This is a genomic window from Candidatus Saccharibacteria bacterium, from assembly GCA_016699955.1.
Taxonomy (GTDB): Bacteria; Patescibacteriota; Saccharimonadia; order Saccharimonadales; family UBA4665; genus JAGXIT01.
Genome location: CP064993.1, coordinates 748,859 through 771,605, shown reverse-complemented (window position 1 = coordinate 771,605; position 22,747 = coordinate 748,859). Strand labels below are relative to the sequence as shown.

Genomic DNA, 22,747 nt, shown 5'->3' with positions numbered 1-22,747 from the left:
AACCGTATTTGTGTTTTATTTATTCGTGGCGAAGGGCTTCGATGGGGTCCATTCGGGCAGCCTTGATAGCAGGGATGGCTCCAAAAAGTACACCTGTGGCGAGCGCTATGAGCGGCGCAGCCACCACAACGGGCCATACTATCGCCGGAGAAAGACTTGTATACATACGCAGCAGCCCAATGGCCGCCAACGAAGCAACAACTCCAACCACCGCGCCGACTATACAGAGCGCGAAAGCTTCAGTCATAAATTGCCTGAGAATTTGTTTGTTTGTTGCGCCAATTGCTTTCCTGAGCCCAATTTCGTGGATACGCTCGGTGACGCTTACTAGCATCATATTCATAATGCCAGCTCCACCTACGACGAGGGCGACTATGGCCATACAAACAGTCATGAGCGTCAAGAGTTGCAACGTGGGCTCAACACCACCTCTTTTTGAGCCAGGCGAGAGTACCGCAACATCATCAGTGCCGCCATGAGAATCGGATATTGTTTTCTGTAACTCCGTGGCTAAAACCTGCGTAGAAACGCCCGGTTTTGCTTGGACAAAAAGCTGATTCATGCGGGGCGGAGACCCCAATAAAGATTGGGCTGCCGCATAAGGGATAAAGACTGCTTCGTTGTAGTTTGCTTCAAGCGAAAATGGCGCTGCCGTAAACGAACTAAACACACCGGCTACGGTAAACTGTTGGCCGCGAAAGGTGAGTTGCTGCCCAAGCGGTGCGACATCTGCAAAAAGCTGTGCCGCCACCGTTTTCCCAAGCACCGCTACCCGTTCTCCATCACTTGCTGTAAAGAAGCCACCGAACTCCATTTTTTGATGCACTAAGCTAGCCAATTCAGGGCTCGTTGCAATGACTAGCGGACTCTGTACGCTTTTATCTGCTTTTATTGCCCCCCTGAGTGTACTGAGTGGAACGACTTGCTGTACGCTCGGAGAACGCCGAAGTGTTTCTGCGTCGGCGGGTTCGAGCAAACTAGTTGCCACGCCAGTGAAGCTTCCGCCGAGACCGCTTCCTGTGTCTGGCCGAACGATGAGAACATCTTTGCCATAACGTGCCGACTGATCGGCAATCTGATCTTTCACTCCTTCTCCAACCCCGACAATCACTATCACCGACATAACTCCAATAACTATTCCGAGCATGGTCATGAAACTTCTCATACGAGAAGCCCGCAGACTTTGAAGCGCAAGACCAAGGTAACCTTTACGTATACTGGTCATGTCGATGCCTTTTGTTTCGTCTCACGTTTACTGCGTCGCTTAGAAGCCCGCTTCTGTGGCAATTTTTTGGTTTTTTTATCTGACCCAGTTTCTCCAGGGCGTATTTTCATAAGCACCGACACTCCCGCCAAATCATCTTCTTCGCTTGCAACTGGCACTTTGTACATAAACTGTGCCACGTAGCGGCCTACTTCGCCAAGTTTTGTTTGCTCATCGTGTTTAATAAGCCCGTCCTGCATGTACACAACCCGAGTTGCGTAACGGGTGAGCTCAGGGTTATGCGTCACAAAAATAATAGTGTTACCCGATTTGTGAATTTCACCCAAAAGTTCCATCACAAGACGAGAGCTTTCAGAATCAAGGTTACCCGTCGGTTCATCTGCAATAATGATTTCTGGTTGGTTTACTAACGCCCTCGCTATTGCAACACACTGTGTTTGGCCACCAGACAATTGCCTCGGGTAGTAGTAGCAGCGGTCATTTAAGCCAACACGTTCAAGTAATGAGCGGGCAGCATGGTTACGCTTTGATGTACTGAGACCACGGTAAAGCAAGGGAAGTGCAACATTTTCGAGGGCGGTTAATCGCCCTAGCAGGTTAAACGACTGAAAAATAAATCCAATCTTGTCACGGCGAATTCGTGCTCGCCGATTTGTCGAAAGCCGGCTGACACGCTTACCAGAAAAAAAGTAGTCGCCGTGGGTCGGATGATCAAGCAGTCCAATCATGTTCATAAGTGTGCTCTTACCGCTGCCGCTAGGACCCATAACAGCTACACATTCGCCTTTTTCGATAGTCAAACTGACCTCGTCGAGCGCCACACTTGTAGCGTCGCCAAAGCCATACAGCTTGCTAACGTCTTTAAGTTCTATAAGAGACATTTATGCTTCTTAGTGTACCGCCCTTTGCAACAGAGGCGCAACTACATAAACTTCATTTTCCAACGTATTTTTCGCAACACCACTTCCACGGAGCGACTTCTGACGCAGCTGCTCACGAATCAAGCTCAATGTTTAATCTCGATTTAGATTGTCCGGCCGGACAATCTAAATCGAGCACTTAACGTTGTTCTTCTTAAAACGCTCTGTTTTCTTCACCCCATTTTCGCTATACTGCTAACATTACGGAGGGGTCGCCTAGTGGTCTATGGCGCCGCCTTGGAAAGGCGGTTTGCGGGCAACTGCATCGAGGGTTCGAATCCCTCTCCCTCCGCCAGACACAATAAACCTACCGGCAAAATAACGTAAACCGTTTATGGTCATGTAATCAGATCCGTGAACGCTCCAGACTTACATTATGAGGATTGAGCACTACTAGACGTAGGGAAATACATGGGCTTATCCGGTTGCTGCAACTCAACTACTAGCTTACGACTCGAGGCAAACATATCAGCCGCCAGGGGAAATGCCCAGTTGCCAGCGAACACCAAGCCAGTTATAAGTGCTCCCATGACCATAGCGGTCTGTAGCTTTGACGGCCGCTGACCTACCTCGCGTAAGTCAGGCTGATTGAGCTTTTCAAGAAGTATATCCATTTTAGCGAATGATGGTTCCGACCGATTCGCCGGCAGCGGCGCGGGCAATATTGCCTTCTGTGAGTAAGTCACAGATGATGAGTGTCTTTTTATCTTCAAGTGCCATTCCCAATGCTGCCTTGTCCATAACCTGGATATCGCCGTTGGCTAACGCTTCGTCATAGCTGATATGGTCGTACTTTACTGCGTCAGGGAATTTCATTGGGTCTTTGTTGTACACGCCGTCGACTTTTGTTGTTTTAACAATTGCATCGCACTTCAATTCCAATGCAAGATTTACAGCCGCCGTGTCAGTGGTAACAAAAGGACGACCCGTACCGCCTCCAATTATAACAACCCTATTTTTTTCAAGATGGGTTACCGCACGGCGGAAAGTATAACTATCAACAATTTGATTGATTTCAATGTTGCTCAGCGCCCGAGTTTCTAGACCGTCAGCGTTAAAGACGTCAGCCAGTGTTACTGCATTTATTACGGTTGCAAGCATGCCGACATTGTGCGCGGTCACATCAACGATACCATTGCCCATAAGCTGTGCGCCGCGTGCGTAATTGCCACCGCCAACTATTATCGCCACCTGCGTACCCGCTTCTATGACTGGTTTTATCTGTCCGGCAATCCACTTTGCCCGCTCAGCGTCAAAACCGCCGTCTTTATCGCCTTGTAATTGTTCCCCAGAAAGTTTAAGTAAAATTCGTTTATACATAAGGTCGAGTATAGCATGCCCGACGCACCCAATACATAAACCGCATAATCCCACCCCACCAGACTCACTCATCAGCCGCGTTGCAGTCCTTTAAGTAGCAATGCGTTATACTAATCCGCATGAAACTCTATAGCTGGAATGTTAACGGTATACGGGCGGTGCTCTCAAAAGGCCTTTTGCAGAAGTTCGTGCAAGAGCACGATCCTGACGTCTTGTGTTTACAGGAGACCAAAGCCGAGCGAGGACAATTTGTGTTCGATTTTCCGCAGTATGAAGAACACTTTTTTAGCGCGGTAAAGAAAGGCTACAGTGGCACGGCGGTACTATCCAAAGTGAAACCTATCAGATGTGTAGATGGCTTCCCGGGTGAAATCATCAAACAATACAACGTTACGGGCGATAGCTACGGTGACTCGAACGCAGAAGGTAGAATTATTGCCGCCGAATACCCAAATTTCTGGGTTGTGACGTGCTACACGCCAAACAGCAAAGGCGACCTTAGCCGGCTCAGCCTCCGCTACGAACACTGGGACAAGGCCTGTCTTGCATATCTACAGCAGCTGAAACAAACAAAGCCGGTTTTGTACTGCGGGGACATGAATGTGGCACACCAGGAAATTGACCTTGCAAACCCTAAGCCGAATGTTGGTAAACACGGGTTTACAGATGAAGAACGTGCCGGTTTCCAAGCATTTCTAGACGCCGGGTTTATCGATACCTTCCGCAGCGCTAACCCAGATAAAACTGACGCCTACACTTGGTGGACGCACTGGGCCGATGCCCGCACCCGCAACGTAGGCTGGCGCATAGATTACTGGCTTGCCTCAGCCGATATTGCAAACCAGGTTAAAAACTCGCAGATTCACCCCGATGTAATGGGGAGCGATCACTGCCCAATATCCATTGAAATTTAGCCCTAGCAGACGAACCGAAAGCACACGTAATCTGTAATGCTCTAAATCACGCGTTTCGCTTTGAGTTTTTTTTTTTTTCCCGGGGGGGGGGGGGGGCCCCGGGGGGGGGGGGGCCGGTGGGGGGGGGGGGGGAGGGGGGGGGGGGTTAAAGGGGGCCGGGGGGGTGGGCGCCCCCGCCGGCGGGCCGGCTGGCGCGGCGGTGAAGTGAGTGCTACCTCTTGAGCCCGCAAAATGATATTCTAGTAACATGAAACGGGATGTGGACTTTTTATATGAGCTGGGGGCTATTCGCCTTATAGATCGGCAGTGGCGGCGTTTTCATAGCCAGAATTTTGCAAACCTCGCTGACCATCACTTCCGGGTCGCTTGGATTGCGCTCGTCATCGCCGCCCGCGAAGGTGGCAAACTAGACACCGGCAAGCTTGTCAAAATGGCACTCGTCCACGACATAGCCGAAAGCCGTACAGGGGATGTCGACTATTTATCGAGGCAATACGTTACAAAGGACGAGGCAGGCGCAGCCAAAGATATGATGGATGACACGAGCATCGGCGAAGAGTTTTTAAGCCTACTCGAAGAATATGAGAAGCGAGATTGTCTGGAAGCGAAAATTGTGAAAGACGCCGATAACCTAGATGTCGACATGGAACTTTGCGAGCAAGCAATGCAGGGCAATGCTCTTCGTAAGACTTGGCAGTTCAATCGTCGACTTGTGGCCGATACAAAATTGTACACCAAAACCGCCCGACACATGTGGGACGAAATTCAGTCTACCGACCCCGACCACTGGCACGCCGGCTCTCCCAAAAACCGCGTCAACGGCGGCGACTGGAAGCCACCCGACAAGAAGTCAGCAGAGAAGTAGTGATGACCCCAGACAAGCATACAATCGCAGAACACATGCTCGAGGTCGGCCACGAACACACCTTGTACATTCAGGACTGGGGCAATAAAAAGGCAAAAACTCCGATATTCTTCCTTCACGGAGGCCCAGGCGCGCAGTGCAAAAACAAACACAAATTGCCATTTGACCCTGTCACGCAGCGCGTGATTTTCCACGACCAGCGGGGCAGCGGTAAAAGCACACCGCTCGGACGCTGGCACCACAACAATACCCAGGAGCTGGCCGCAGATATTACCAAAATTGCCGACTACCTGAAAATTGATCAATTCATTATTACGGGCGGATCATGGGGAAGCACGCTCGCACTCTACTATTCCATCTGCGAACCACGCCGAGTCAAAGGTATTGTCATTGACGGCGTATTCACCGGCTCGCAGGCCGAAATAGATTGGGTAGACAAAGGTTTGTTTCGGGCTCATTTTCCCGATGCTTGGGAGCACTACCTAGCCGCAACACCCAAAAAATACTGGGGTGACCCAAGCGCGTACCACATAGCACAGGCACTCGGTACAGACGAGGCAGCGACCAAAAAATCTGCACATGCTTACGAGGAGCTTGAACGCAGTATTATGAGTTTGGATGATAATTTTTTGCCATCAAATCCTGAAGATTTTGAACCCGAGGGAATGTTAATCGAAATGCGGTATTTGAGAAACCGCTGTTTCTTGCCCGATAGGTTCATCCTGAAAAACGCCGGCAAACTCAAGATGCCGCTATACATTATCCAAGGCCGTTACGACTTTGTTTGCCCACCGCAAACAGCATATGAACTCAGCAAAATCGCTCCAATTGCTCATCTTACCTGGGTAATTAATGGACATAAGGGGGAACATGAAGTTGTCTCCGTTAAACGGCTTATCTACAGGCACTTGACCGAAGGAAAATAATGTCGCAAACCGCGTGCATAGTCTATGGATTTATGGAAGGGCCGCGGCACGGCCATCGGATGAGGCAAGCTCTCAGAGACAGGGGCTACCGCGTCGTCAAAAGCCAAAGACATGCCAACCTTATTGTTGCCCACTCTGGAGCACACCTACTGGTACGCGTGCCCAAAGTGAGGCAGCAAGTCCTCATCATAGATGCCTCGTGCAATACGGGCCGACACGTCTTCGATAACGCCCTCAGGCATGTTTGGTATGATCTGGTGCATGTGCTAGGAAACGGGCAGGTGCAATACTACGCCTGGAAAACTTGGTGGAACGCCGTATACTTTTTCTTGCGTCCACTGCCCGCTTGGCGTATGTACCGACGGATTCGCCGGCCAGACTACCTTCCAGTTCGTTTTGCTGGCAAAGCAGTCATAACTCAAGGTGATGACCGCTCGTGGTATCGGCCGGAATCATTGCCGCTCGAAGAAATTGTTTTCATGAGCGGTGATCACGACGATTGCTGGCGCAACCCCGACCGCTACCTCGACCTCATAAATGCTCTACAACCGCCAAAACCCACAACCTAAACCCACCCATACCCATACCCATACCCATACCCATACCCAGGCCCATACTCAGGCTCAGGCTCAGGCTCATATCATTTAGATTGTCCGGCCGGACAATCTAAAACTGAGTTGTAGTGTTCAGAGGCGAAAGGGTAGAATAATATATATGATTTCTGCGAAAACAGAGGCGCTACTGCGCAAGCTCCTGGCTGAGCAACCGACGTACAAACCGAACAGTGCCGTGCTGGCACGACTGAAACACATAGATTATACCTGTTTTGTAGGAGCGACCTGTATGGGTAAGACCACGCTAATGGATACACTCGTCGCACTCAACCCCCTTTCGTATGGTAAAACACGTAATTTCACAACCCGCTCACCACGAGCAGATGATGACCCAAAACGCTATTATTACTACCCGCACACTGACGAAGGGTTGCGGCCAATCTTCGAGCGCATCGCCCGACACGAAAACCTCCAGCATAACATTAACCCTTACACGCTCATCATGTACGGTAGCGAAATCGATGATTACCCTCACCGCTATAATCTCGGCGACATATTTTCCAGCTCCATCGATGGTTTCCGGCAGCTTGGGTTTGGAACGCTACGCGTCTTTTCGGTTGTAACTGATCCTGCTGTTTGGATAGACCGTGTCGAGGAACGATTCCCAGTTGGCAACTTCGACCGTAAGGCCAGATTCCAAGAAGCTATCGATAGCCTCAGCTGGTCACTAGCTCAAGCCGCAACCAATCACTCGTGGATTATCAACCCCTCGGACCACATCCAAGTGGCAGCTGTATCTGTTGATGCTGCCATCCGCGGTGAAATCGTAACCACTCAAGCCGACGCACGCGCCCTCGCCGAGGAATGTTTAAAGCACGTAAAAGAGCTTTTAAAATGAGTAAACAGTGCCACGAAGCTGACACAAGCGAGGTTCATGCTTCGAGCTCATGGCTGTTTTCTAGCACAACGACTAACGAAGTCTTTCAAAGGCACGGCGAGAGAAGAATCACCGGTGCAAAACGTGCAAAAGACGAAATAACTAGCGGAGTTGGCGGCTCGGCTGACAAGCAGGCAAGCCGACATGAACTTCGAAAGTTTGCAGTGTTTGACATAGACGGCACACTCATCCGATGGCAGCTGTACCATGCTGTGGTACACAAACTTGGGAAGGTGGGGCAACTTGGACCGGGTGATTTTGAGGCAATCAATGCCGCCCGCATGGAGTGGAAAAACCGCCACGACACCGAAGGGTTTCACATTTATGAGAACGAGGTTGTTGAACGGCTCAAAACCGCGCTGCCGCATATTGACCCAGCAGTGTATGACCAAGTAGCAGAGGAGGTATTTGACGAATACAAAGACCAGACCTTCACGTACACACGCAACCTAGTGACTGAGCTAAAAACAAAGGGATATTTACTTTTCGCAATCAGCGGCTCACCCCAGGAAGTCATTGAACTGCTGGCAAAACATCATGGCTTCGATGATGCCATAAGTGGAACGTTTGAACGGCTAAACGGACAGTTCACAGGTAAATATGCAACGCCTATATTTAATAAAAAATCCGCCCTCGATTCACTCATCGAGAAACACGGTGCGACGTACGATGAAAGCTACGCGGTTGGCGATAGTGCCAGCGATATTTCGCTCCTTGAAGCCGTAACGCACCCCATCGCTTTCAGCCCGGACCAAAACCTTTACCGAGCGGCTAAAAAACGCAACTGGCCGATCATAGTCGAGCGCAAAAACGTCGTCTACGAACTATGACCAGGGCACTAAATTAAGGGTAAATTATGATTATGAATCAACCATACTGGTTAAAACAAGACGAAAAAGCGTTGTTTCCTGATCTGTTGTGGGCACGACCCGAGTTAAAAAGTGCCGCCGGTAAGCTTCTAATAGTCGGCGGGCACGCCCAAAGTTTTGCAGCCGTCGCCGAGGCATATGCAGCAGCTGAAAAAGCGGGCATAGGTAGCGTCCGAGTTCTGTTACCTGACTGTCTCGAAAAAACCATCGGTAAACTATTTCCAGCGGCAGAATTTGCACCGAGCAACCCCAGCGGCGGGTTCGCCATGCAAGCACTCGCCGAAGTACTGGCGGCAGGGCAGTGGGCAGGCGGGACACTCATCGCGGGAGACCTTGGCAGAAATAGCGAAACAACTGCCATGCTTGAAAACTTTGCGGGCAAATACACGGGGCAGCTAACCATCACGAAAGACGCGGCCGACTTCTTTTGCTCACAGTCACACGGCATAATATCGCGGGCAAGCACGCTACTCGTGCTCAGTATGGGACAGCTCCAGAAACTAGGCCATTCATTAAAACTGCCCAGCGCTTTTACGAGCGACCTCGGCACAGTACAGCTGGTAGAACTACTGCACGACCTTACCAGCATGTACCCTAACCTTCACCTCATCATCCGTAACCAAAATCATGATGTGGTAGCCGTAGCTGGGCATATTAGTACAACACCAGCCTCCACCGACAAACCCATCTGGCGCGTCACCACGGCAGCCTCGGCCGCCACTTGGTGGCTCCAAAACCCGACGAAAGCATTTGAAGCCATAACCACTACCCTAGTGTCATAAATCACATTACAAAGCGAAGCATAAAAGATATAGTGAAGGCGCCCCCCCCCCCCCCCCCCCCCCCCCCCCCCCCCCCCCCCCCCCCCCCCCCCCCCCCCCCAAACCCCCCCCCCCCAAACCCCCCCCCCCCCCCCCCACCCCCCCCCCCCCCCCGCCCCCCCCCCCCCCCCACCCCCCCCCCCCCCCCCCCCCCCCCCCCCCAACCCCCAACCACCCCCCAGCCTACCGGCAACCCAAGCGGGCCGGGGGGGCCGCGCCCGGACCCCCCAAAACCAAAACACACCCCCGCCGGGGGGAGGGGTTTTGTCTTTTTCCTTTTTTTGGGTTTTGGGGTTAAACCCCACACACCCACACCGCGAAAACAACCACACGACCCCGGACGACCCCCACACGCCCCCAACAACCCCCTCCACCCCCCCCCCCCCCGCCCTTCTCCCCCCCCCCCGTTTTTCCCCCTTTTTTCTCAGGTTCCCCCCCCCCCCCCCCCCCCCCGCAGGGGAGGATGGGGTTGGGGGTTGCAGGGTGCGGGGCTGCGGCTCCCCCGCCCCCGCACCGCACAGAACAGGAGGGGATGAGCGACAGAAAAAAAAAAAAAAACACACCCAAAACTCCCCCCCCCAATTACCCCCCCCAAAAGTATGGGTTACCAGAAACCCGCAGAGCTACACCCCATAAAAAAGAGATGTGGTTTTTATATTTTGGGCGGTGCCCCCCCGCCGGGCCCCCCCACACAAAAAAAAAAAAAAAAATAAGGAGGGGGCGGCCCCTTTCTTCAAGCCCTAACAAAACACGGACCTTCTCGGATAAGAGCTATGTCAGGCGTCTGTTTGCTCGCAGCTGCCGCGTAACGTAGCGCCAGAGCTTCATTTTTTGTTATACTTTGAGCAATGAAGAAACACAAACGCAATGACAAACTTGTTGACGTATGGAGTTTCGTACATGTAGTTAGCAGTGGAGCGCTCGCTTGGCTAATCGGGCCTTTGCCGGCGCTTGTTATCGTCACGCTTTGGGAACCGCTTGAGATTTTTGTGGTTTCGCCCTTACTGGCAAAACGTGGCACTCTCTTCGGCTACGAAAGCTGGCGAAACTCTCTTTCTGACATTATTTTCAATACGCTTGGAATCGCCATTGTTACGGGCTTAAAATCGGTATAAGAAAACCTTTTCCTTACTCAAACAAACCCCTGCCGGGCGTAAGTAAGCTGGCCTGGTGCGATAGGCACGATTGTTTGAAAAATTAATGTGGTGCCGCAGGCCGGACTTGAACCGGCACGTCCGTAAGGACACAAGATTTTGAGTCTAGCGTGTCTACCAATTCCACCACTGCGGCAGCACATTTATTTTTCAATGAACAAAGTGATGTTTATATACTAGTTGCACTACTCGCTTTGCGCGCAATAACTATGGAGATTACCCATAGTCACCAGGGGTGTATTGTACTATACTTATGTATGAAACGCGAGTGGGCGGTGGTCTGCTAGCGTATAGACGCATATGAGCACACACCCAATTTTTCCTGACAACCCCCTCCGACCTGAACCGGCCGACAGCGCTGCCGTGGAGCTCATACGGCAAAAGGTTTCCCGCGCATATGGCCAAGAGCCGTCAGCGAGCGAAGAACTAGTTAAAGCAAAGCATGATCGGGCTCCAAGCAAACACCAGCTTTTTATGAAACAGCTCGCCGAGGCAGGAAAAAATCTTGCCGAAGTGCAGACAGAGTGGCATCACTACTATACACAGCTACCAGATGACGAAAAACGTGAGGTATGGGATGAATTTTATGCCGCAAACGAGTATACACCGTACCAAAAGCTATTCCAGAAGCAACAACCAGTTCAATCGCGCGCACAAATAGAGCCCCGCGTCATTAATGCCGCCCAGACTCCGTACGTGCCTGACCAGAACGCAACTGCCCTGAACGGCGTAATGGTGGGGGATCTTTCCACCCCCAGAACAGTGTTGCCCCCAAAAACGAAAAGAAAAAAACGAAAGTCTGGTGCCGCTAAAAAAACTGGTGAGCTCATTCGCAAAACCAAAGTAGGTCGCCGAGTTGCCGACTCACGGACAGCGGAAAAAACACGACACATAAAGCAGAAGATTCAACAGAAAGTGAGTGCAGGGGGCAGACTAGAGGCACGCCACCACATTCAGTCACTCCTATTCGGTCTGGGTGTTGGAGCTATCATGCTTTTATTTCTGTTGTTTGGTTTTTTTAACGAGTACATCATCACGCCGTTTATCCAGCCGAGCAGTAAAGTCAGTAGCATGCCCATAATTGTCAGCAACATATCCGCCGACCAAGCCGCGAATCCAACAGTAATTGTACCGAAAATAAATATTCAAATCCCGATAGACTTCAACCTCACTACCACTGACGAATCGACAATACAGAGTTCTCTGGAAAACGGCATCGTGCACTATTCCAGCACCGTAAAACCCGGTCAAAACGGCAACGGTGCATACTTTGGACATTCAAGCCAGAACCTTTTAAACAGCGGCAAGTACAAATTTGCGTTTGTACGACTCCGTGAGCTTACCACTGGTGATATTTTTTACGTAACCTACCAAGGAAAAGTATACGGCTACCAAGTATTTGCAAAAGAAATCGTTCCGCCTTCACAAGTAAGTGTTCTAGGCGACACTAAGGGAGAACAAGCGACGGCAGTTCTTATTACGTGCGATCCGCCTGGTTTCAGTACTAACCGACTAGTTGTTTGGGGCAAGCAAATTAGCCCGAACGTAGCCTCCAACACTACACCAGGCACTTTGCCCGCTGTACCAGAGCCCGTGCAAATCACAAGCAATGGCCCCACGCTCTGGACTCGTATGTGGCGAAGTATTGAGTTTTGGCGGTAGCAACACTCAGGTAACCATAGCTCGGTGTAAATAACCCTGTTAACGCCTTCAGCCACGGGCGAGCCTGCCCCTCTAGAATTCGACGCTTATACCGAGTGTGGCTAAGGTACGATTAGAGCAGTCTGTGTCAGTTTTGGCAGTTCACCTGCGACCTGAGTTACCGCGTAGCTATGCTCAAAGTCAGGAGCAAAAAACACACCGTACTGCGGGAGCGCCGCGTGCAACACATGCTCGTTAAGATTATCGTAATCATATGCCACAACTTTTCCATCGGAGATGTATGTCAGTCTATGACCATCCATCCACACAGCTTGTGCCTGAGATGCGTCAAAGGGGGCAGTTTTTATATAGTGGTAAACTGCCTGGTACTCCAGGTCATACACGGTGTGTCTCAAGCCGTTTCCAACCAAAATAAACTGTGCATTTGCCGAAAAAGATACATACTGCGGGGAAGGTAGCTTCAAAAAACGAAACGGAGCTGGCATATCTGATGCTTTTGCAAGCACAGCGTCAAGTGGATTAAGGTACGTATATACACCTTTTGATGCGTCTGAGCCTAGAACAACGTACCATTTACCGTCGTACTGGGCAATATCAAGTAAGTACCGGCTCGCAGTCGGCAAACGCTTCAGCACACCGCTACGCGTACCTTGTTGCAAAACAACCCAAACAAAACCCGGTGTCGCTTGGCTCCCCAGCGGCGTGTCGGTCACGTATAAAATAGTGTTGTCTTCATAGGTTTTATACGCCAGCACCCGTTGCAGTTGTAGTGTCGCGGGAGGACTACCGTTCAGCGCAAGCGTCCGCAAAACCTTTGTTTCGGTGTTATATACATAAAATAGATTCTGCTTCTTATCAAAAAGCCGCACTTGCTCAGCAGGTGCCAGACTCAACTCCTTGGTGATATTCCTTGCTGCAGTGCCGTCCTGGCGATCAAGTAGGAGATATTCCTGTGCCTGAGTACCCGCGGCCGTGTAAGACCTCTGCGTCAAAATGTGCCGCCCGTCGCTGGACCATTCCACGACATTCCAAGATTGCACTGACTCGGACGAGCTTATCACCGTTGTCGGCAGCTGGATCGTCACGCTGCTTGGTTGTTCTGAATTTCGTAGGTCAAATACTTTCAGTTGAGCTGGTTGTGCAATCTCAGCAACCACCACCCAACGACGATTTGGGCTCTGCGTCACAAAAGATGCCGAGCTGCCCAAGGTCGCAATCGATTTCGACTTGAGGTTCACAGGATAGAGTAGCGGGTAATCAAACCTCTGGACATCGCCGCCCGCCACAGTCACGCTTCGGCTCCAGTCGTGATAGCCAGAGCGGCTCAACCGGATGTTATATGTTCCACTCTTTAGATTTACCTTGCCATTTGTGGTAAATTTTTGCACTTTATCGTCAATATGCACCGTTGCGCCATCTGGTTGACTCGAAACAAACACAAGACCACACCGATCGACCTTGCCATCTCGACCCAAACAATATCCGTCGGTTTGATACAGCAACATCCAGCTTGTGAGGGCAATAGCAACGGCAATAAGACCGTAGCTCGCAATGAGCACAATACGATTTAGCCGTTCCTTTCTGGGATCAAGAAAATCCATGGTGTTTACAGTATACTCGACTTACCAAAGAACCGCCGCAATCTCCGACTCACATATCAGCATCCGTAGGAACTGAAAACACTTGCGCTTTCACAACCAAAAGCGGTATGATACGTCATGAAAGCGTGATAGCTACAAGAGAGAAAGCAAACAATATGGGGAAAACGGTTGTGCAAGTAAACGGTAAGTTATACGATGCTGTGTCGGGTCGGCGTATCATCGACATAGCTTCACCCCCAGAAAAACCCGTTGTTCAACGCGTAAAAAAGCCTAGCCCCATCGCTGTTACCACGGTAAGTAAGCAGGCTCGACAACCGGCCGCACACGCCAAGCATCGTCATCCCGAGTCATCAAAAACACTCGTTCGTCGAGCGGTCAAAAAACCCAGTGCAGGACTAAAAAAACAAATGCACGTTCAACACGAAATCAGCCACAGTGAGCAGCAGAGTATTGTTGTTAAGCACATCGCATCACATGTTGATACCGCCAGGCTGCACCGGGCAACCGCAACTGAAAAAAACCAGCAAGTCCATCGTTTCCACAGCCCTGCCGTCGTCCCAACCACGTTTACCCATGTTCAGGTACAAACACCACCCCAGGATCTCCCCGCCAACGAACCTCTCATTGTGCCGCCTCCAACCCCCAGCAACGATCCACCAGATATATTTGAGCAAGCCATTGCCAATGCCTCCCACTTCGTCGACATTACAGCTCATAAAACACACCTCAAGAAAAAAGCCCGTCAACATGCACTCACCATGGTCGCCGGTGTTACTGTGCTACTATTTTTAGGCGGATTTTTGGCACTCCGTAATACACCCAGCCTTCAGGTCAAAATGGCCGGTGTTGTGGCGGGCGTGTCAACTCACATGCCAAACTTTGCCGCCGCCGGTTTCACTTACGAGGGCGTGTCCGGGAAAGATTCACGGCTTGTCTACACATTTCGTAGCGACCTAGCACGGTACCAAATGGTCGAACAAACTACCAACTGGAGTGGGGAAGAAATGATTCGTCAAGTTTCTTCAGTCGCCGCCAACGGTGCCCCCAACTACACCACAGTCCAAGCCGAAGGCCGAACCATATACAAATTTAGTGACCGCCACGCTACCTGGATTACTCATGGTACATGGTACCAAGTTCATGGTGAACAACCATTTTCTGACGCCCAGCTCGCAGCACTTGCCAAAAACAGCTAACATTACTTTGGCCTAGCAAAACCCCAGCCCGGTACAGGCACCACTGTTAGCGAGTTCAGCCGTAAGGCGGGCGAGCCAAGCCCTTTTAGTTATAATTTACCCCTGAAGTCTGTATACTTAGGGATATGACAACTGTCCGTACACGTTTTGCACCAAGCCCCACCGGATACATCCACGTTGGTAATGTCAGGGCGGCATTATTCCCCTGGCTTTTAGCACGCCAGCAAACAGGCACATTTATTTTACGCATCGAAGATACCGACCAAGCACGGTTTGTTGCGGGTGCGACCGATCTCATCCTCGACACACTAACCTGGTTGGGTCTCACCTGGGACGAAGGCCCCCGTGTTGGCGGAGAGCACGGCCCGTATTTTCAGACCGAACGGCGCGACACGTACCGCGCCTGGGCACAGAAACTTATAGACAAAGGCCTGGCCTACGCCGATCCGTATACCCCAGAACAAGTCCAGGCCTTCCGCGAGGAGGCCAAAGCTGCCAAGCGAGCTTTCCTATTCCGTGACCACCGTCCTGAAAACCCACCCGTTTGGGACGGCACGCAACCACTACGCTTCAAGGTGACAGACGTGAAACGCTACACCTGGCACGATCCGGTTATGGGTGAGCTCACCGCCGGCCCCGAAGCACTCGACGATTTTGTACTTATCAAAGCCGACGGCCTGCCAACCTACAATTTCGCCCATATCGTAGATGATGCTGAAATGGGCATCACCCACGTCATACGCGGCCTTGAGTACATAAGCTCTACTCCTCGTTACCTCAGCCTTTACGCAGCACTCGAACTTGAAGTACCCATACTTGCGTGCCTGCCACACATACTGGCTCCGGACGGCAAGAAAAAACTCGGCAAACGTGACGGTGCCAAAAGCGTCACTGATTATCGTACCGATGGCATTTTACCTGAAGCCATGCTAAATTTCCTGGCCAGTCTTGGGTGGAACGATGGTACCGAGCAAGAAATATTCACCCGCGAAGAGCTTATACAAAAATTTAGCCTAGGCCGTGTTCAGAAAAGCGGAGCCAGTTTCGATGAAACCAGACTTCTCTGGATGAACGGGCAGTGGATTCGTCGCCTAACATTAGATGACCTCTATGCCCGAACTGCACCATACTGGCCAGCCGAAGCGGGCGACGCCAACGAGCTGCATAAAAAGCAGGTACTCGCGCTTGTTCAAGATCGCCTAAAAACCCTCGCCGAATTACCCATGATGACACGATACTTTTTTAGTGAACCAACTGAAAACCGCGCACTCATAACAGAGAACAAACAGCTAAAAAAACTACAGCCAAGTGAAATAAACGCCCTTATGGCCGCTGCCCGCGACAAACTGCAAGGGGTAGAGCAGTGGGACGCCGAGCATATTCTAACCGCTCTGAACGAGCTACTAGAAGAAACCGGCCAAAATCCAGGCACCCTTTTTAGCCTCATACGTATATACACTACCTGGGCGCCCTTTAGCCCAGCACTCGACGCTACCCTCGCTCTCCTCGGCAAAGATAAAACCATCACCCGCCTGAAACCCCAGCAAAATTAATATCAATTCCATGACTACAGGGTAACCGAATCGAGTGCTCTGCTTTGACTAATATGCGTCAGGGTACGATCCCTAACAACAACTTTTTCTGGGAGCACAAGGAGGTACAGGCAAGCCCCACTCCTAACTTCAGCCACTAAAGCACCGGTAAGCTTATCCGGACTAGGTGATACGTTTTCCCCGTCCCGAGGCATTCTAGCAGGGTCTAGCTGGAATACCGTGCGCGGCGAAGAGGGGTCATCCTCACCATTGGTATGCCCCGACGACTGATAAGCTTGCACCGCTCTCTGACCAAACTTAAACTGAAGTTGCTTAAGAACTTCATTAGTACACTCTGAATCTAGGGGAGCTTCCACGGCTACACGGATAAGAGTAGACCCCTTTGTTGGCACTAACTGACTGGGATATAGTGTAAGCGACCTATCTTGCTCCGACATCTGCTCCAACCTTTATAAGATAAAAATAGCATAAACCGCCCAAACTACAAATTATTTATACTGAATATGGTGGTAGATAGCCCCTAACATTGCTACAATAATGCTTATGATTGATAACTTTCTTGGGGCTGATCCACTGCGCCGCCAAACCCCGAAACTAGTTGAACCAGTTAAGCAAGAGCCCCTTCGTTCCATCCACGAGTTGGTTGCGGAGCAGGAAGCGACCGAAACTGCCGGGGATCAGTCGCCTGGAGCAGTGCAAACTCCCACCGACATTTTACCTGAAACTCCAAATGAAGTTGAGTCGTCCTCTGTAAATAACACATCCCAAGTAAAGAGGGCTCCTGGTTTTTTTGCGTTCCGCTGGACACTTAGCAAGCGTTGGACTATTGTACTCGGTCTGGTTGTGGCCTTGCTCATAGGAGGTGGGCTTACTGCCGCCTACACGCTCACGCGCCCAACAGTCAAAGGCGGTGTCTATACGAGCAAAAATCCGCCGAAACCTGCGCCAAAAATCACCACAGTGGCCAGCAGCCTTAGCGGCCTACAAGTTGATCCAAGCGTCAATGAGCGTCCAGTTTTGGGCGTTATGATTGAAAACAGTCCTGATGCTCGGCCACAAAGTGGGCTTGACCAGGCTGGTGTTGTTTTTGAAGCAATCGCCGAAGGAGGGATCACCCGTTTCCTCGCTCTCTACCAAGACACGCAGCCCGACTACATTGGCCCCGTGCGCAGCGCCCGGCCGTACTATGTGCAGTGGTGCATGAGCTTTGATTGTGCGTATGCCCACGCTGGGGGCAGTCCAGAGGCTTTGCAAAATATTGGGGCATGGGGCACAAAAGATTTGCCCGACACGCGTGGTATATTTTGGCGCATTTCTAATCGCTATGCCCCACACAATCTATATACAAGTAGCTCGAAACTGACAGAGCTCGCGGCCACAAAAGGGTACGGCAAGCCAACACTGACCGGTTTTACCCGTAAGAAGGACAAACCCTACGTAGCACCCCCAGCTGCCACGGCAACGCCAAAGAAAAACACAACACCAGAGACAAGACCTCCCGCCAACGTTGTCAATCTCAACACCTCAAGTGGTAGCTACAATGCTCAGTTTAACTATGACCCCGCGACAAACTCCTACGCCCGTGCCCAGGGCGGAGCGGCGCATACGACGATAGACGCCGCCGGTACTCAAACGCAAATCAAGTCTAAAGTTGTTGTCGCTCTTATAACCAACTACGGTGTAGCCGCAGATAAGCACTCCCAGTACGGCGTTACTGGCAGCGGACAGGCCGTTGTATTCCAAGATGGCACCGTAATACAAGCCTCGTGGAGCAAGACTGAAACTGCCTCACCACTCAGGCTGACTGATGCGGCTGGTGCAGATATAGCCCTGAACGCCGGCCAAACATGGCTAACCGCCCTTAGCGGTGCCGACAGACTATCATACCAGTAGGCTTATGGATTTTTATAGCAAATACCGACACCAACTCACCCTCCGAGTCCTCGGCTATGTCATTGTGCTCCAGGCATTTGTACTTGGAATAGGCTGGATGTTGTACTCACAGGAGATGGAACCGCTTGTTGTCTCTATGGGTATGGTTTTGTGCTCGCTAGGCGGAGGTCTGCTGTTTACCCATTTCATTACTACTACGAGCAGCGAACCATTGAAAGCACTATGGCAAGCAATTTTGCACGTTGCTCCTCACGGCGAGTCACAACACGCACCCCAAATTGAAAAACTGCACTACGGCAGAGAGCTCGTGTCAAGTCTGATAAACCACGTTTATCAGATGGCCAGCGTCATCACGGATGTCGAAAAAACTACCTCAAAAAAAATACAAGACATGCATGCAAACTTTCTTGCCAATTCTTTACCGCTGCCACTGCTTGTCCTCGACAAAGACGACGCCATTGTTTACGCAAACGAAACAGCCATCCGGTATTTGGCCCTGCCGATTGATGAGATGGAGGGCAAAAATATCTACACCGCGCTCGACATGTCGTTTTCGGACGACCAGACATTACACAGCTGGCTACAGAACGTTCGGCAATCAAGTATTACCGGCAATATGCGCTGGGAACGCGTACGCATAGGCCTGCCTGGGCAGCAAAACGGCAAGCAGTTTGATCTAGCGGCCCATTTTAACAAAGAGAACCCCATGGGCTACGAAACGCTTCTCATTATGTTTGACCATACCGAAGTCTACAGCCAAGATGACCAAGCAATGAGCTTCGTGGCACTGAGCGTGCATGAGCTACGCACTCCGCTTACTTTACTTCGCGGGTACATTGAGGTTTTTGACGAAGAACTCGGCCCAAACCTAAACGCCGAAATGCAAGGCTTTATGAAAAAGATGGATGCCGCCGCTCAGCAACTTGCTGCGTTTGTTGACAACATTTTGAATGTTGCAAAAATAGAAGATAACCAGCTCACGCTCCAGCTAAAGCAAGAGGAGTGGGACGACGTTTTGCGCACAGTAGTGAACGACCTACGCCTGCGGGCAAGCGTTCGAGGCGTGACCATAAAAGCTACCGTGGCACGCAACTTGCCGGCTGTGGGAGTTGATCGATACAGCATATATGAAGTCGTTGCAAACTTGCTCGACAACGCCATCAAATACTCCCGTGGGACTAAAGAAGTACACCTCTCCGCCAGCCTCAACGCAAATGGTCTTGTCGAGACCAGCGTAAAAGATTTTGGCCTTGGTATAGATTCTTCAATCTTGCCACATATTTTCGATAAATTTTACCGCAACCACCGTAACCGCGCTCAGATAGGTGGCACAGGTCTAGGCCTCTACCTGAGTCGAGCTATTGTGCAGGCACACGGCGGGCAAATATCGGTCAATAGCAAAGTTGACGAGGGAAGCACATTTACATTCACCGTCTTGCCATACACCAAACTTGCAGAACAGGGCAAAACAGGCAATACTAATGGCATCACCCGCGGAGCCCACGGCTGGATAAAAAATCACTCGCTCTACCGCGAATAAAGGAAACTATGCAACCAGACACACCCATTCCCACTCCAACCCCAACGCTTCGAAAAGTCCTCTGCGTTGAGGATGAACATTTTATTAGTGAGCTCTACGCCCGAGCTCTGACCAAAGCCGGTTACGAAGTCGATGTTCAGCTCGATGGCCAAAACGGCTTAGCGGCCGCCCAAACAGACGCATACGATATTATCTTGCTTGACCTTATGGTGCCCAGTATTACCGGCATCGAGGTTCTGCGCACCTTGCGTGACCCTCGTCAGACGCCCAAGATGCATGCAAAAATAATCATTACGACGAACCTCGAACAGCGCGATGACGTCCGTGCCGATATCGAGCACCAGGCCGACGGCTACCTTGTCAAAGCAGAAATAACTCCCCATCAACTGGTAGAGTTTCTGAGTAAACTCGAACCGGCAACGACCTAAGATCAGAATTTGAAGAGCAATTGGCGACCTTGCGTGGGCGAAACCGCCTGCCTATGCTGTCTTGTGGTTAAAACGACACTATGCAAGTCGTAAACACAAGCGTATATTAAGTAATCCAGCCATGTGAGGACTGACCTGTTTAAGGTTTTTACCTCGCAGACTATATTTCAGGCAATCACACTTCGGTCACTGTGCGCCTTCATTACTCAAAACAGGTTCCTTATACCCACCCCGCGTGAAACGGTCGCGAGCGTGACAGGCACCTACCAACAAAACCCGTTGCCGAAAGAGTTATTACGACTTCGGCTTTTTGTCGTTCTAAAGCTTTATCGACAAAAATTAATGAAATGTAATGGAGGAAAGTCAGCCATGACCCAAGTTATCAACCAAGAAGTTACTATAAATGCCCTCTATTTTGCCGGCCAGACAATGAAAACATTCCCGCGCGAGATTGAATACGGTGGCAGGGCTGTGACGTTTATGAACGGCCTACGCTACCTTGTCCAACGCGGGCAAGAAGCAATCCAGCTATTCGACATGAGCACTGAGGACGGCCATACCTACCGAATCAGTCGAAGCGGTGACAGATGGATGTTGCTCGGCCGGAAAGGAGCTTTTTAAATGAAAAATAGGCAGTACCTCACTGAGGATATCGGGCAGATACAGCGTTATTTCCCGGGAGCACAAGCCGTCACACTGCGAACGCCATTTGATCTCAGCCCGCCTCACCGTCGTATTATTGGCGATGTATTCCGCGCCAAACGGCCAATCAAACACTGGGGAGAAAGCCTACGCTGGACCTCATAAACCCACTAGGCAACACACCTCATGAACCCCACTATTATTTGCGACGAGCGTGTTAGCGTTGTCATCTTATTTCACGTCCACACCGAACCAAGTTCAATCGCGCAGCCTTACAAAATGCGCTACAAGAACCGTGACGTTACCTTTACGCAGCTCGGCTTGCGCCATCCAACCGCAAAGGGGAAGCGCATGATTCATGTGTTCGATGTTTCCGACGGCTGCGATGATTACCGGCTCGAGTTTGACGCCGAGGCACTGACTTGGACACTCACCGCCATCATTCCAGGAGGCAGCACATGAAATATCAGAAAAATTTTCGGCTAAACACTGAAGCCCCTAGTATTATGTGGGTTGACCTCAACAGTGCGTTCGCCACCGCCGAACAACAAGCGCACCCGAGTCTGCGCGGCCGCCCCATGGGAGTCACGAACCGTTTAAGCCCAGAGTGCTGTGTCATAGCCGCAAGCTATGAAGCGAAAGCTCTCGGCATAAAGGTAGGCGTGCGGCGCAGCGAAGCTATGGCAATCTGTCCAGACTTCATTATGCTCGAAACAGACCCACCCAAGTATAACCACGTCTACAAAAACCTGTGCCGCATCATGCAAGACTACACCCCGCACATCAAAATGCGCAGTATCGATGAAGGCATTTTAGATTTTCATCATACGCTTCTCGAGAGCAAAACCGAAAAAATCGTTGAAATTGGCTACGAAATCAAGCAACGAGTCAAACGGGAAATAGGTGACTACACCAAGATAAACGTTGGCATTGCCCCAAATCGATTTCTGGCCAAAACTGCCGCAGGCCTCCACAAACCGGACGGTCTAGACGTCATTGATCACCAAAATCTCCTAGCGGTATACCGAGGGCTAGATCTGCAAGACCTAAGTGGCATTGCCGATGGTTACGGCGCACGACTACGAGCGCACGGTATCACAACACCGCTTGAGTTCCTGGCGGCACCAGAACGCCTGTTGCGACGAGTTGTTTTTCGCAGTATCAACGGTATACATTGGTACAACAGGCTACGTGGCTATGAGGTAGACGATTTTCAAACTCAGCTCGGTATGGTAGGGCGACAGTGGGTTGTCGCAAGCCCAACAGCAGAAGACGCATATTTGCGCTCTTGCTTGCACTTTCTCGCTGAAACAACCGGCATAAAACTACGTTACCGGCAAGCCGAAGCACGTGGCGTTTGCGTGTGGCTCAGCTTTCAGGCTGGAGGAGAGTGCATTGTAAAAAAACTGTACAAAACAGCGTGCTACACTAACAGCACTATTTGGGAGCGCGTTGCTAGTCTATTTGATCAACGACCAAAAGGCATGGTGGTGCGCACTATGGGGCTTTACTTATACCACCTGCAGCCTTCCACGCGCAGTCAACTCGGCCTTTTCGAAGACCTGGCCAAGGCAGACTACCTCACCAGTGCCGTCGACGAAATCAATGACAACTACGGCGCGTTTACCGTCTACTCGGCAGACACACTCACCGGCACCCGCACGGTCCGCCAGAAGATACCCTTCGGCGGTACAGAATACTTTGACCTACTCTTAAAGAGACAATAA

At 50.9% G+C, this 22,747-nt stretch carries 23 protein-coding genes, 2 tRNA genes and 1 pseudogene; 19 read left to right on the top strand and 7 right to left on the bottom strand.

Going from position 1 to position 22,747, the window contains the following annotated elements:
* Positions 1–19: 19 nt before the first annotated feature.
* Positions 20–1,225 (bottom strand): ABC transporter permease, encoded by a 1,206-nt coding sequence (locus IPL85_03935; protein QQS19408.1) that lies wholly within the window; start codon positions 1,223–1,225, stop codon positions 20–22.
* Positions 1,222–2,106, bottom strand: a complete 885-nt coding sequence (locus IPL85_03930) for an ABC transporter ATP-binding protein (protein ID QQS19407.1) — start codon at positions 2,104–2,106, stop codon at positions 1,222–1,224. The genes IPL85_03935 and IPL85_03930 overlap by 4 nt, the downstream gene beginning before the upstream one ends.
* Positions 2,107–2,350: 244 nt before the next feature.
* On the opposite strand from IPL85_03930, the gene IPL85_03925 reads away from it, so the two are divergent.
* Positions 2,351–2,440: transfer RNA gene (locus tag IPL85_03925), tRNA-Ser, on the top strand.
* A 79-nt stretch (positions 2,441–2,519) separates the two neighbouring features.
* Here IPL85_03925 and IPL85_03920 read toward each other — a convergent pair.
* Positions 2,520–2,759 carry a hypothetical protein gene (locus IPL85_03920; GenBank protein QQS19406.1) on the bottom strand — a complete coding sequence of 80 codons (240 nt, stop codon included), beginning with the start codon at positions 2,757–2,759 and terminating at the stop codon, positions 2,520–2,522.
* Position 2,760: 1 nt separating this feature from the next.
* Positions 2,761–3,465, bottom strand: coding sequence for a UMP kinase (gene pyrH, locus IPL85_03915; protein QQS19405.1), 705 nt, complete (start codon positions 3,463–3,465; stop codon positions 2,761–2,763).
* 119 nt (positions 3,466–3,584) lie between these two features.
* Between pyrH and xth the strand changes: the two genes are divergently transcribed.
* Positions 3,585–4,379 carry an exodeoxyribonuclease III gene (gene xth, locus IPL85_03910; protein QQS19404.1) on the top strand — a complete coding sequence of 265 codons (795 nt, stop codon included), beginning with the start codon at positions 3,585–3,587 and terminating at the stop codon, positions 4,377–4,379.
* 81 nt (positions 4,380–4,460) lie between these two features.
* On the opposite strand, the pseudogene IPL85_03905 reads toward xth, so the two are convergent.
* Positions 4,461–4,547 (bottom strand): annotated as a pseudogene (locus IPL85_03905) (DUF2497 domain-containing protein).
* Positions 4,548–4,626: 79 nt separating this feature from the next.
* On the opposite strand from IPL85_03905, the gene IPL85_03900 reads away from it, so the two are divergent.
* From IPL85_03900 to IPL85_03870, 7 genes are all read left to right on the top strand, one after another.
* The gene (locus tag IPL85_03900) at positions 4,627–5,244 is read left to right on the top strand and encodes an HD domain-containing protein (protein QQS19403.1); all 618 of its coding nucleotides are present in this window, start codon (positions 4,627–4,629) and stop codon (positions 5,242–5,244) included.
* Positions 5,245–5,246: 2 nt separating this feature from the next.
* A complete protein-coding gene (locus IPL85_03895) occupies positions 5,247–6,170 on the top strand; it encodes an alpha/beta fold hydrolase (protein ID QQS19402.1) in 924 nt (307 codons plus the stop codon).
* The gene (locus IPL85_03890; GenBank protein QQS19401.1) at positions 6,170–6,739 is read left to right on the top strand and encodes a hypothetical protein; all 570 of its coding nucleotides are present in this window, start codon (positions 6,170–6,172) and stop codon (positions 6,737–6,739) included. The genes IPL85_03895 and IPL85_03890 overlap by 1 nt, the downstream gene beginning before the upstream one ends.
* A gap of 145 nt (positions 6,740–6,884) precedes the next feature.
* Positions 6,885–7,622 (top strand): hypothetical protein, encoded by a 738-nt coding sequence (locus IPL85_03885; protein QQS19400.1) that lies wholly within the window; start codon positions 6,885–6,887, stop codon positions 7,620–7,622.
* Positions 7,619–8,491, top strand: a complete 873-nt coding sequence (locus IPL85_03880; protein QQS19399.1) for an HAD family phosphatase — start codon at positions 7,619–7,621, stop codon at positions 8,489–8,491. The genes IPL85_03885 and IPL85_03880 overlap by 4 nt, the downstream gene beginning before the upstream one ends.
* A gap of 32 nt (positions 8,492–8,523) precedes the next feature.
* Complete coding sequence (locus tag IPL85_03875) at positions 8,524–9,312, top strand: hypothetical protein (GenBank protein ID QQS19398.1); 789 nt, start codon at positions 8,524–8,526, stop codon at positions 9,310–9,312.
* Positions 9,313–10,199: 887 nt separating this feature from the next.
* On the top strand, positions 10,200–10,466 hold the full coding sequence (locus IPL85_03870) for a hypothetical protein (GenBank protein ID QQS19397.1): 267 nt from the start codon (positions 10,200–10,202) through the stop codon (positions 10,464–10,466).
* An 88-nt stretch (positions 10,467–10,554) separates the two neighbouring features.
* On the opposite strand, the gene IPL85_03865 is transcribed toward IPL85_03870, so the two are convergent.
* Positions 10,555–10,641, bottom strand: a tRNA-Leu gene (locus IPL85_03865).
* Positions 10,642–10,805: 164 nt separating this feature from the next.
* On the opposite strand from IPL85_03865, the gene IPL85_03860 reads away from it, so the two are divergent.
* Positions 10,806–12,167, top strand: a complete 1,362-nt coding sequence (locus tag IPL85_03860) for a sortase (protein QQS19396.1) — start codon at positions 10,806–10,808, stop codon at positions 12,165–12,167.
* A 101-nt stretch (positions 12,168–12,268) separates the two neighbouring features.
* Here IPL85_03860 and IPL85_03855 read toward each other — a convergent pair whose 3' ends face one another.
* Positions 12,269–13,768: a PEGA domain-containing protein gene (locus tag IPL85_03855; protein QQS19395.1), complete on the bottom strand. Its 1,500-nt coding sequence runs from the start codon at positions 13,766–13,768 to the stop codon at positions 12,269–12,271.
* A gap of 155 nt (positions 13,769–13,923) precedes the next feature.
* On the opposite strand from IPL85_03855, the gene IPL85_03850 reads away from it, so the two are divergent.
* The 9 genes from IPL85_03850 (at position 13,924) to IPL85_03810 (ending at position 22,747) form a co-directional block, all read left to right on the top strand.
* Positions 13,924–14,964 carry a hypothetical protein gene (locus IPL85_03850; protein ID QQS19394.1) on the top strand — a complete coding sequence of 347 codons (1,041 nt, stop codon included), beginning with the start codon at positions 13,924–13,926 and terminating at the stop codon, positions 14,962–14,964.
* Between the two features lie 125 nt (positions 14,965–15,089).
* Positions 15,090–16,517, top strand: a complete 1,428-nt coding sequence (locus tag IPL85_03845) for a glutamate--tRNA ligase (protein QQS19393.1) — start codon at positions 15,090–15,092, stop codon at positions 16,515–16,517.
* A gap of 543 nt (positions 16,518–17,060) precedes the next feature.
* A complete protein-coding gene (locus IPL85_03840; protein ID QQS19392.1) occupies positions 17,061–18,410 on the top strand; it encodes a DUF3048 domain-containing protein in 1,350 nt (449 codons plus the stop codon).
* Positions 18,411–18,414: 4 nt separating this feature from the next.
* Positions 18,415–19,950 (top strand): PAS domain-containing protein, encoded by a 1,536-nt coding sequence (locus tag IPL85_03835; protein QQS19391.1) that lies wholly within the window; start codon positions 18,415–18,417, stop codon positions 19,948–19,950.
* 8 nt (positions 19,951–19,958) lie between these two features.
* Entirely contained in the window at positions 19,959–20,378 is a 420-nt protein-coding gene (locus tag IPL85_03830) for a response regulator (protein QQS19390.1), read from the top strand.
* A gap of 123 nt (positions 20,379–20,501) precedes the next feature.
* Entirely contained in the window at positions 20,502–20,999 is a 498-nt protein-coding gene (locus IPL85_03825) for a hypothetical protein (protein QQS19389.1), read from the top strand.
* Positions 21,000–21,185 (top strand): hypothetical protein, encoded by a 186-nt coding sequence (locus IPL85_03820; GenBank protein ID QQS19388.1) that lies wholly within the window; start codon positions 21,000–21,002, stop codon positions 21,183–21,185.
* Between the two features lie 21 nt (positions 21,186–21,206).
* Positions 21,207–21,482: a hypothetical protein gene (locus tag IPL85_03815; GenBank protein ID QQS19387.1), complete on the top strand. Its 276-nt coding sequence runs from the start codon at positions 21,207–21,209 to the stop codon at positions 21,480–21,482.
* Positions 21,479–22,747 (top strand): hypothetical protein, encoded by a 1,269-nt coding sequence (locus IPL85_03810; GenBank protein ID QQS19386.1) that lies wholly within the window; start codon positions 21,479–21,481, stop codon positions 22,745–22,747. Before IPL85_03815 ends, IPL85_03810 begins: the two co-directional genes overlap by 4 nt.

What these genes read in the sequence shown, in the direction of transcription:
- IPL85_03885 (QQS19400.1), top strand. Translation starts at nt 6,885, where the DNA reads ATGATTTCTGCGAAAACAGAGGCGCTACTGCGCAAGCTCCTGGCTGAG.
- IPL85_03850 (QQS19394.1), top strand. Translation starts at nt 13,924, where the DNA reads ATGGGGAAAACGGTTGTGCAAGTAAACGGTAAGTTATACGATGCTGTG.
- IPL85_03880 (QQS19399.1), top strand. Translation starts at nt 7,619, where the DNA reads ATGAGTAAACAGTGCCACGAAGCTGACACAAGCGAGGTTCATGCTTCG.
- IPL85_03935 (QQS19408.1), bottom strand. Translation starts at nt 1,225, where the DNA reads ATGACCAGTATACGTAAAGGTTACCTTGGTCTTGCGCTTCAAAGTCTG.
- IPL85_03845 (QQS19393.1), top strand. Translation starts at nt 15,090, where the DNA reads ATGACAACTGTCCGTACACGTTTTGCACCAAGCCCCACCGGATACATC.
- IPL85_03900 (QQS19403.1), top strand. Translation starts at nt 4,627, where the DNA reads ATGAAACGGGATGTGGACTTTTTATATGAGCTGGGGGCTATTCGCCTT.
- IPL85_03840 (QQS19392.1), top strand. Translation starts at nt 17,061, where the DNA reads ATGATTGATAACTTTCTTGGGGCTGATCCACTGCGCCGCCAAACCCCG.
- IPL85_03870 (QQS19397.1), top strand. Translation starts at nt 10,200, where the DNA reads ATGAAGAAACACAAACGCAATGACAAACTTGTTGACGTATGGAGTTTC.
- IPL85_03875 (QQS19398.1), top strand. Translation starts at nt 8,524, where the DNA reads ATGAATCAACCATACTGGTTAAAACAAGACGAAAAAGCGTTGTTTCCT.
- IPL85_03830 (QQS19390.1), top strand. Translation starts at nt 19,959, where the DNA reads ATGCAACCAGACACACCCATTCCCACTCCAACCCCAACGCTTCGAAAA.
- IPL85_03835 (QQS19391.1), top strand. Translation starts at nt 18,415, where the DNA reads ATGGATTTTTATAGCAAATACCGACACCAACTCACCCTCCGAGTCCTC.
- IPL85_03920 (QQS19406.1), bottom strand. Translation starts at nt 2,759, where the DNA reads ATGGATATACTTCTTGAAAAGCTCAATCAGCCTGACTTACGCGAGGTA.
- IPL85_03815 (QQS19387.1), top strand. Translation starts at nt 21,207, where the DNA reads ATGAACCCCACTATTATTTGCGACGAGCGTGTTAGCGTTGTCATCTTA.
- IPL85_03810 (QQS19386.1), top strand. Translation starts at nt 21,479, where the DNA reads ATGAAATATCAGAAAAATTTTCGGCTAAACACTGAAGCCCCTAGTATT.
- IPL85_03860 (QQS19396.1), top strand. Translation starts at nt 10,806, where the DNA reads ATGAGCACACACCCAATTTTTCCTGACAACCCCCTCCGACCTGAACCG.
- IPL85_03820 (QQS19388.1), top strand. Translation starts at nt 21,000, where the DNA reads ATGAAAAATAGGCAGTACCTCACTGAGGATATCGGGCAGATACAGCGT.
- IPL85_03930 (QQS19407.1), bottom strand. Translation starts at nt 2,106, where the DNA reads ATGTCTCTTATAGAACTTAAAGACGTTAGCAAGCTGTATGGCTTTGGC.
- IPL85_03855 (QQS19395.1), bottom strand. Translation starts at nt 13,768, where the DNA reads ATGGATTTTCTTGATCCCAGAAAGGAACGGCTAAATCGTATTGTGCTC.
- IPL85_03890 (QQS19401.1), top strand. Translation starts at nt 6,170, where the DNA reads ATGTCGCAAACCGCGTGCATAGTCTATGGATTTATGGAAGGGCCGCGG.
- xth (QQS19404.1), top strand. Translation starts at nt 3,585, where the DNA reads ATGAAACTCTATAGCTGGAATGTTAACGGTATACGGGCGGTGCTCTCA.
- pyrH (QQS19405.1), bottom strand. Translation starts at nt 3,465, where the DNA reads ATGTATAAACGAATTTTACTTAAACTTTCTGGGGAACAATTACAAGGC.
- IPL85_03895 (QQS19402.1), top strand. Translation starts at nt 5,247, where the DNA reads ATGACCCCAGACAAGCATACAATCGCAGAACACATGCTCGAGGTCGGC.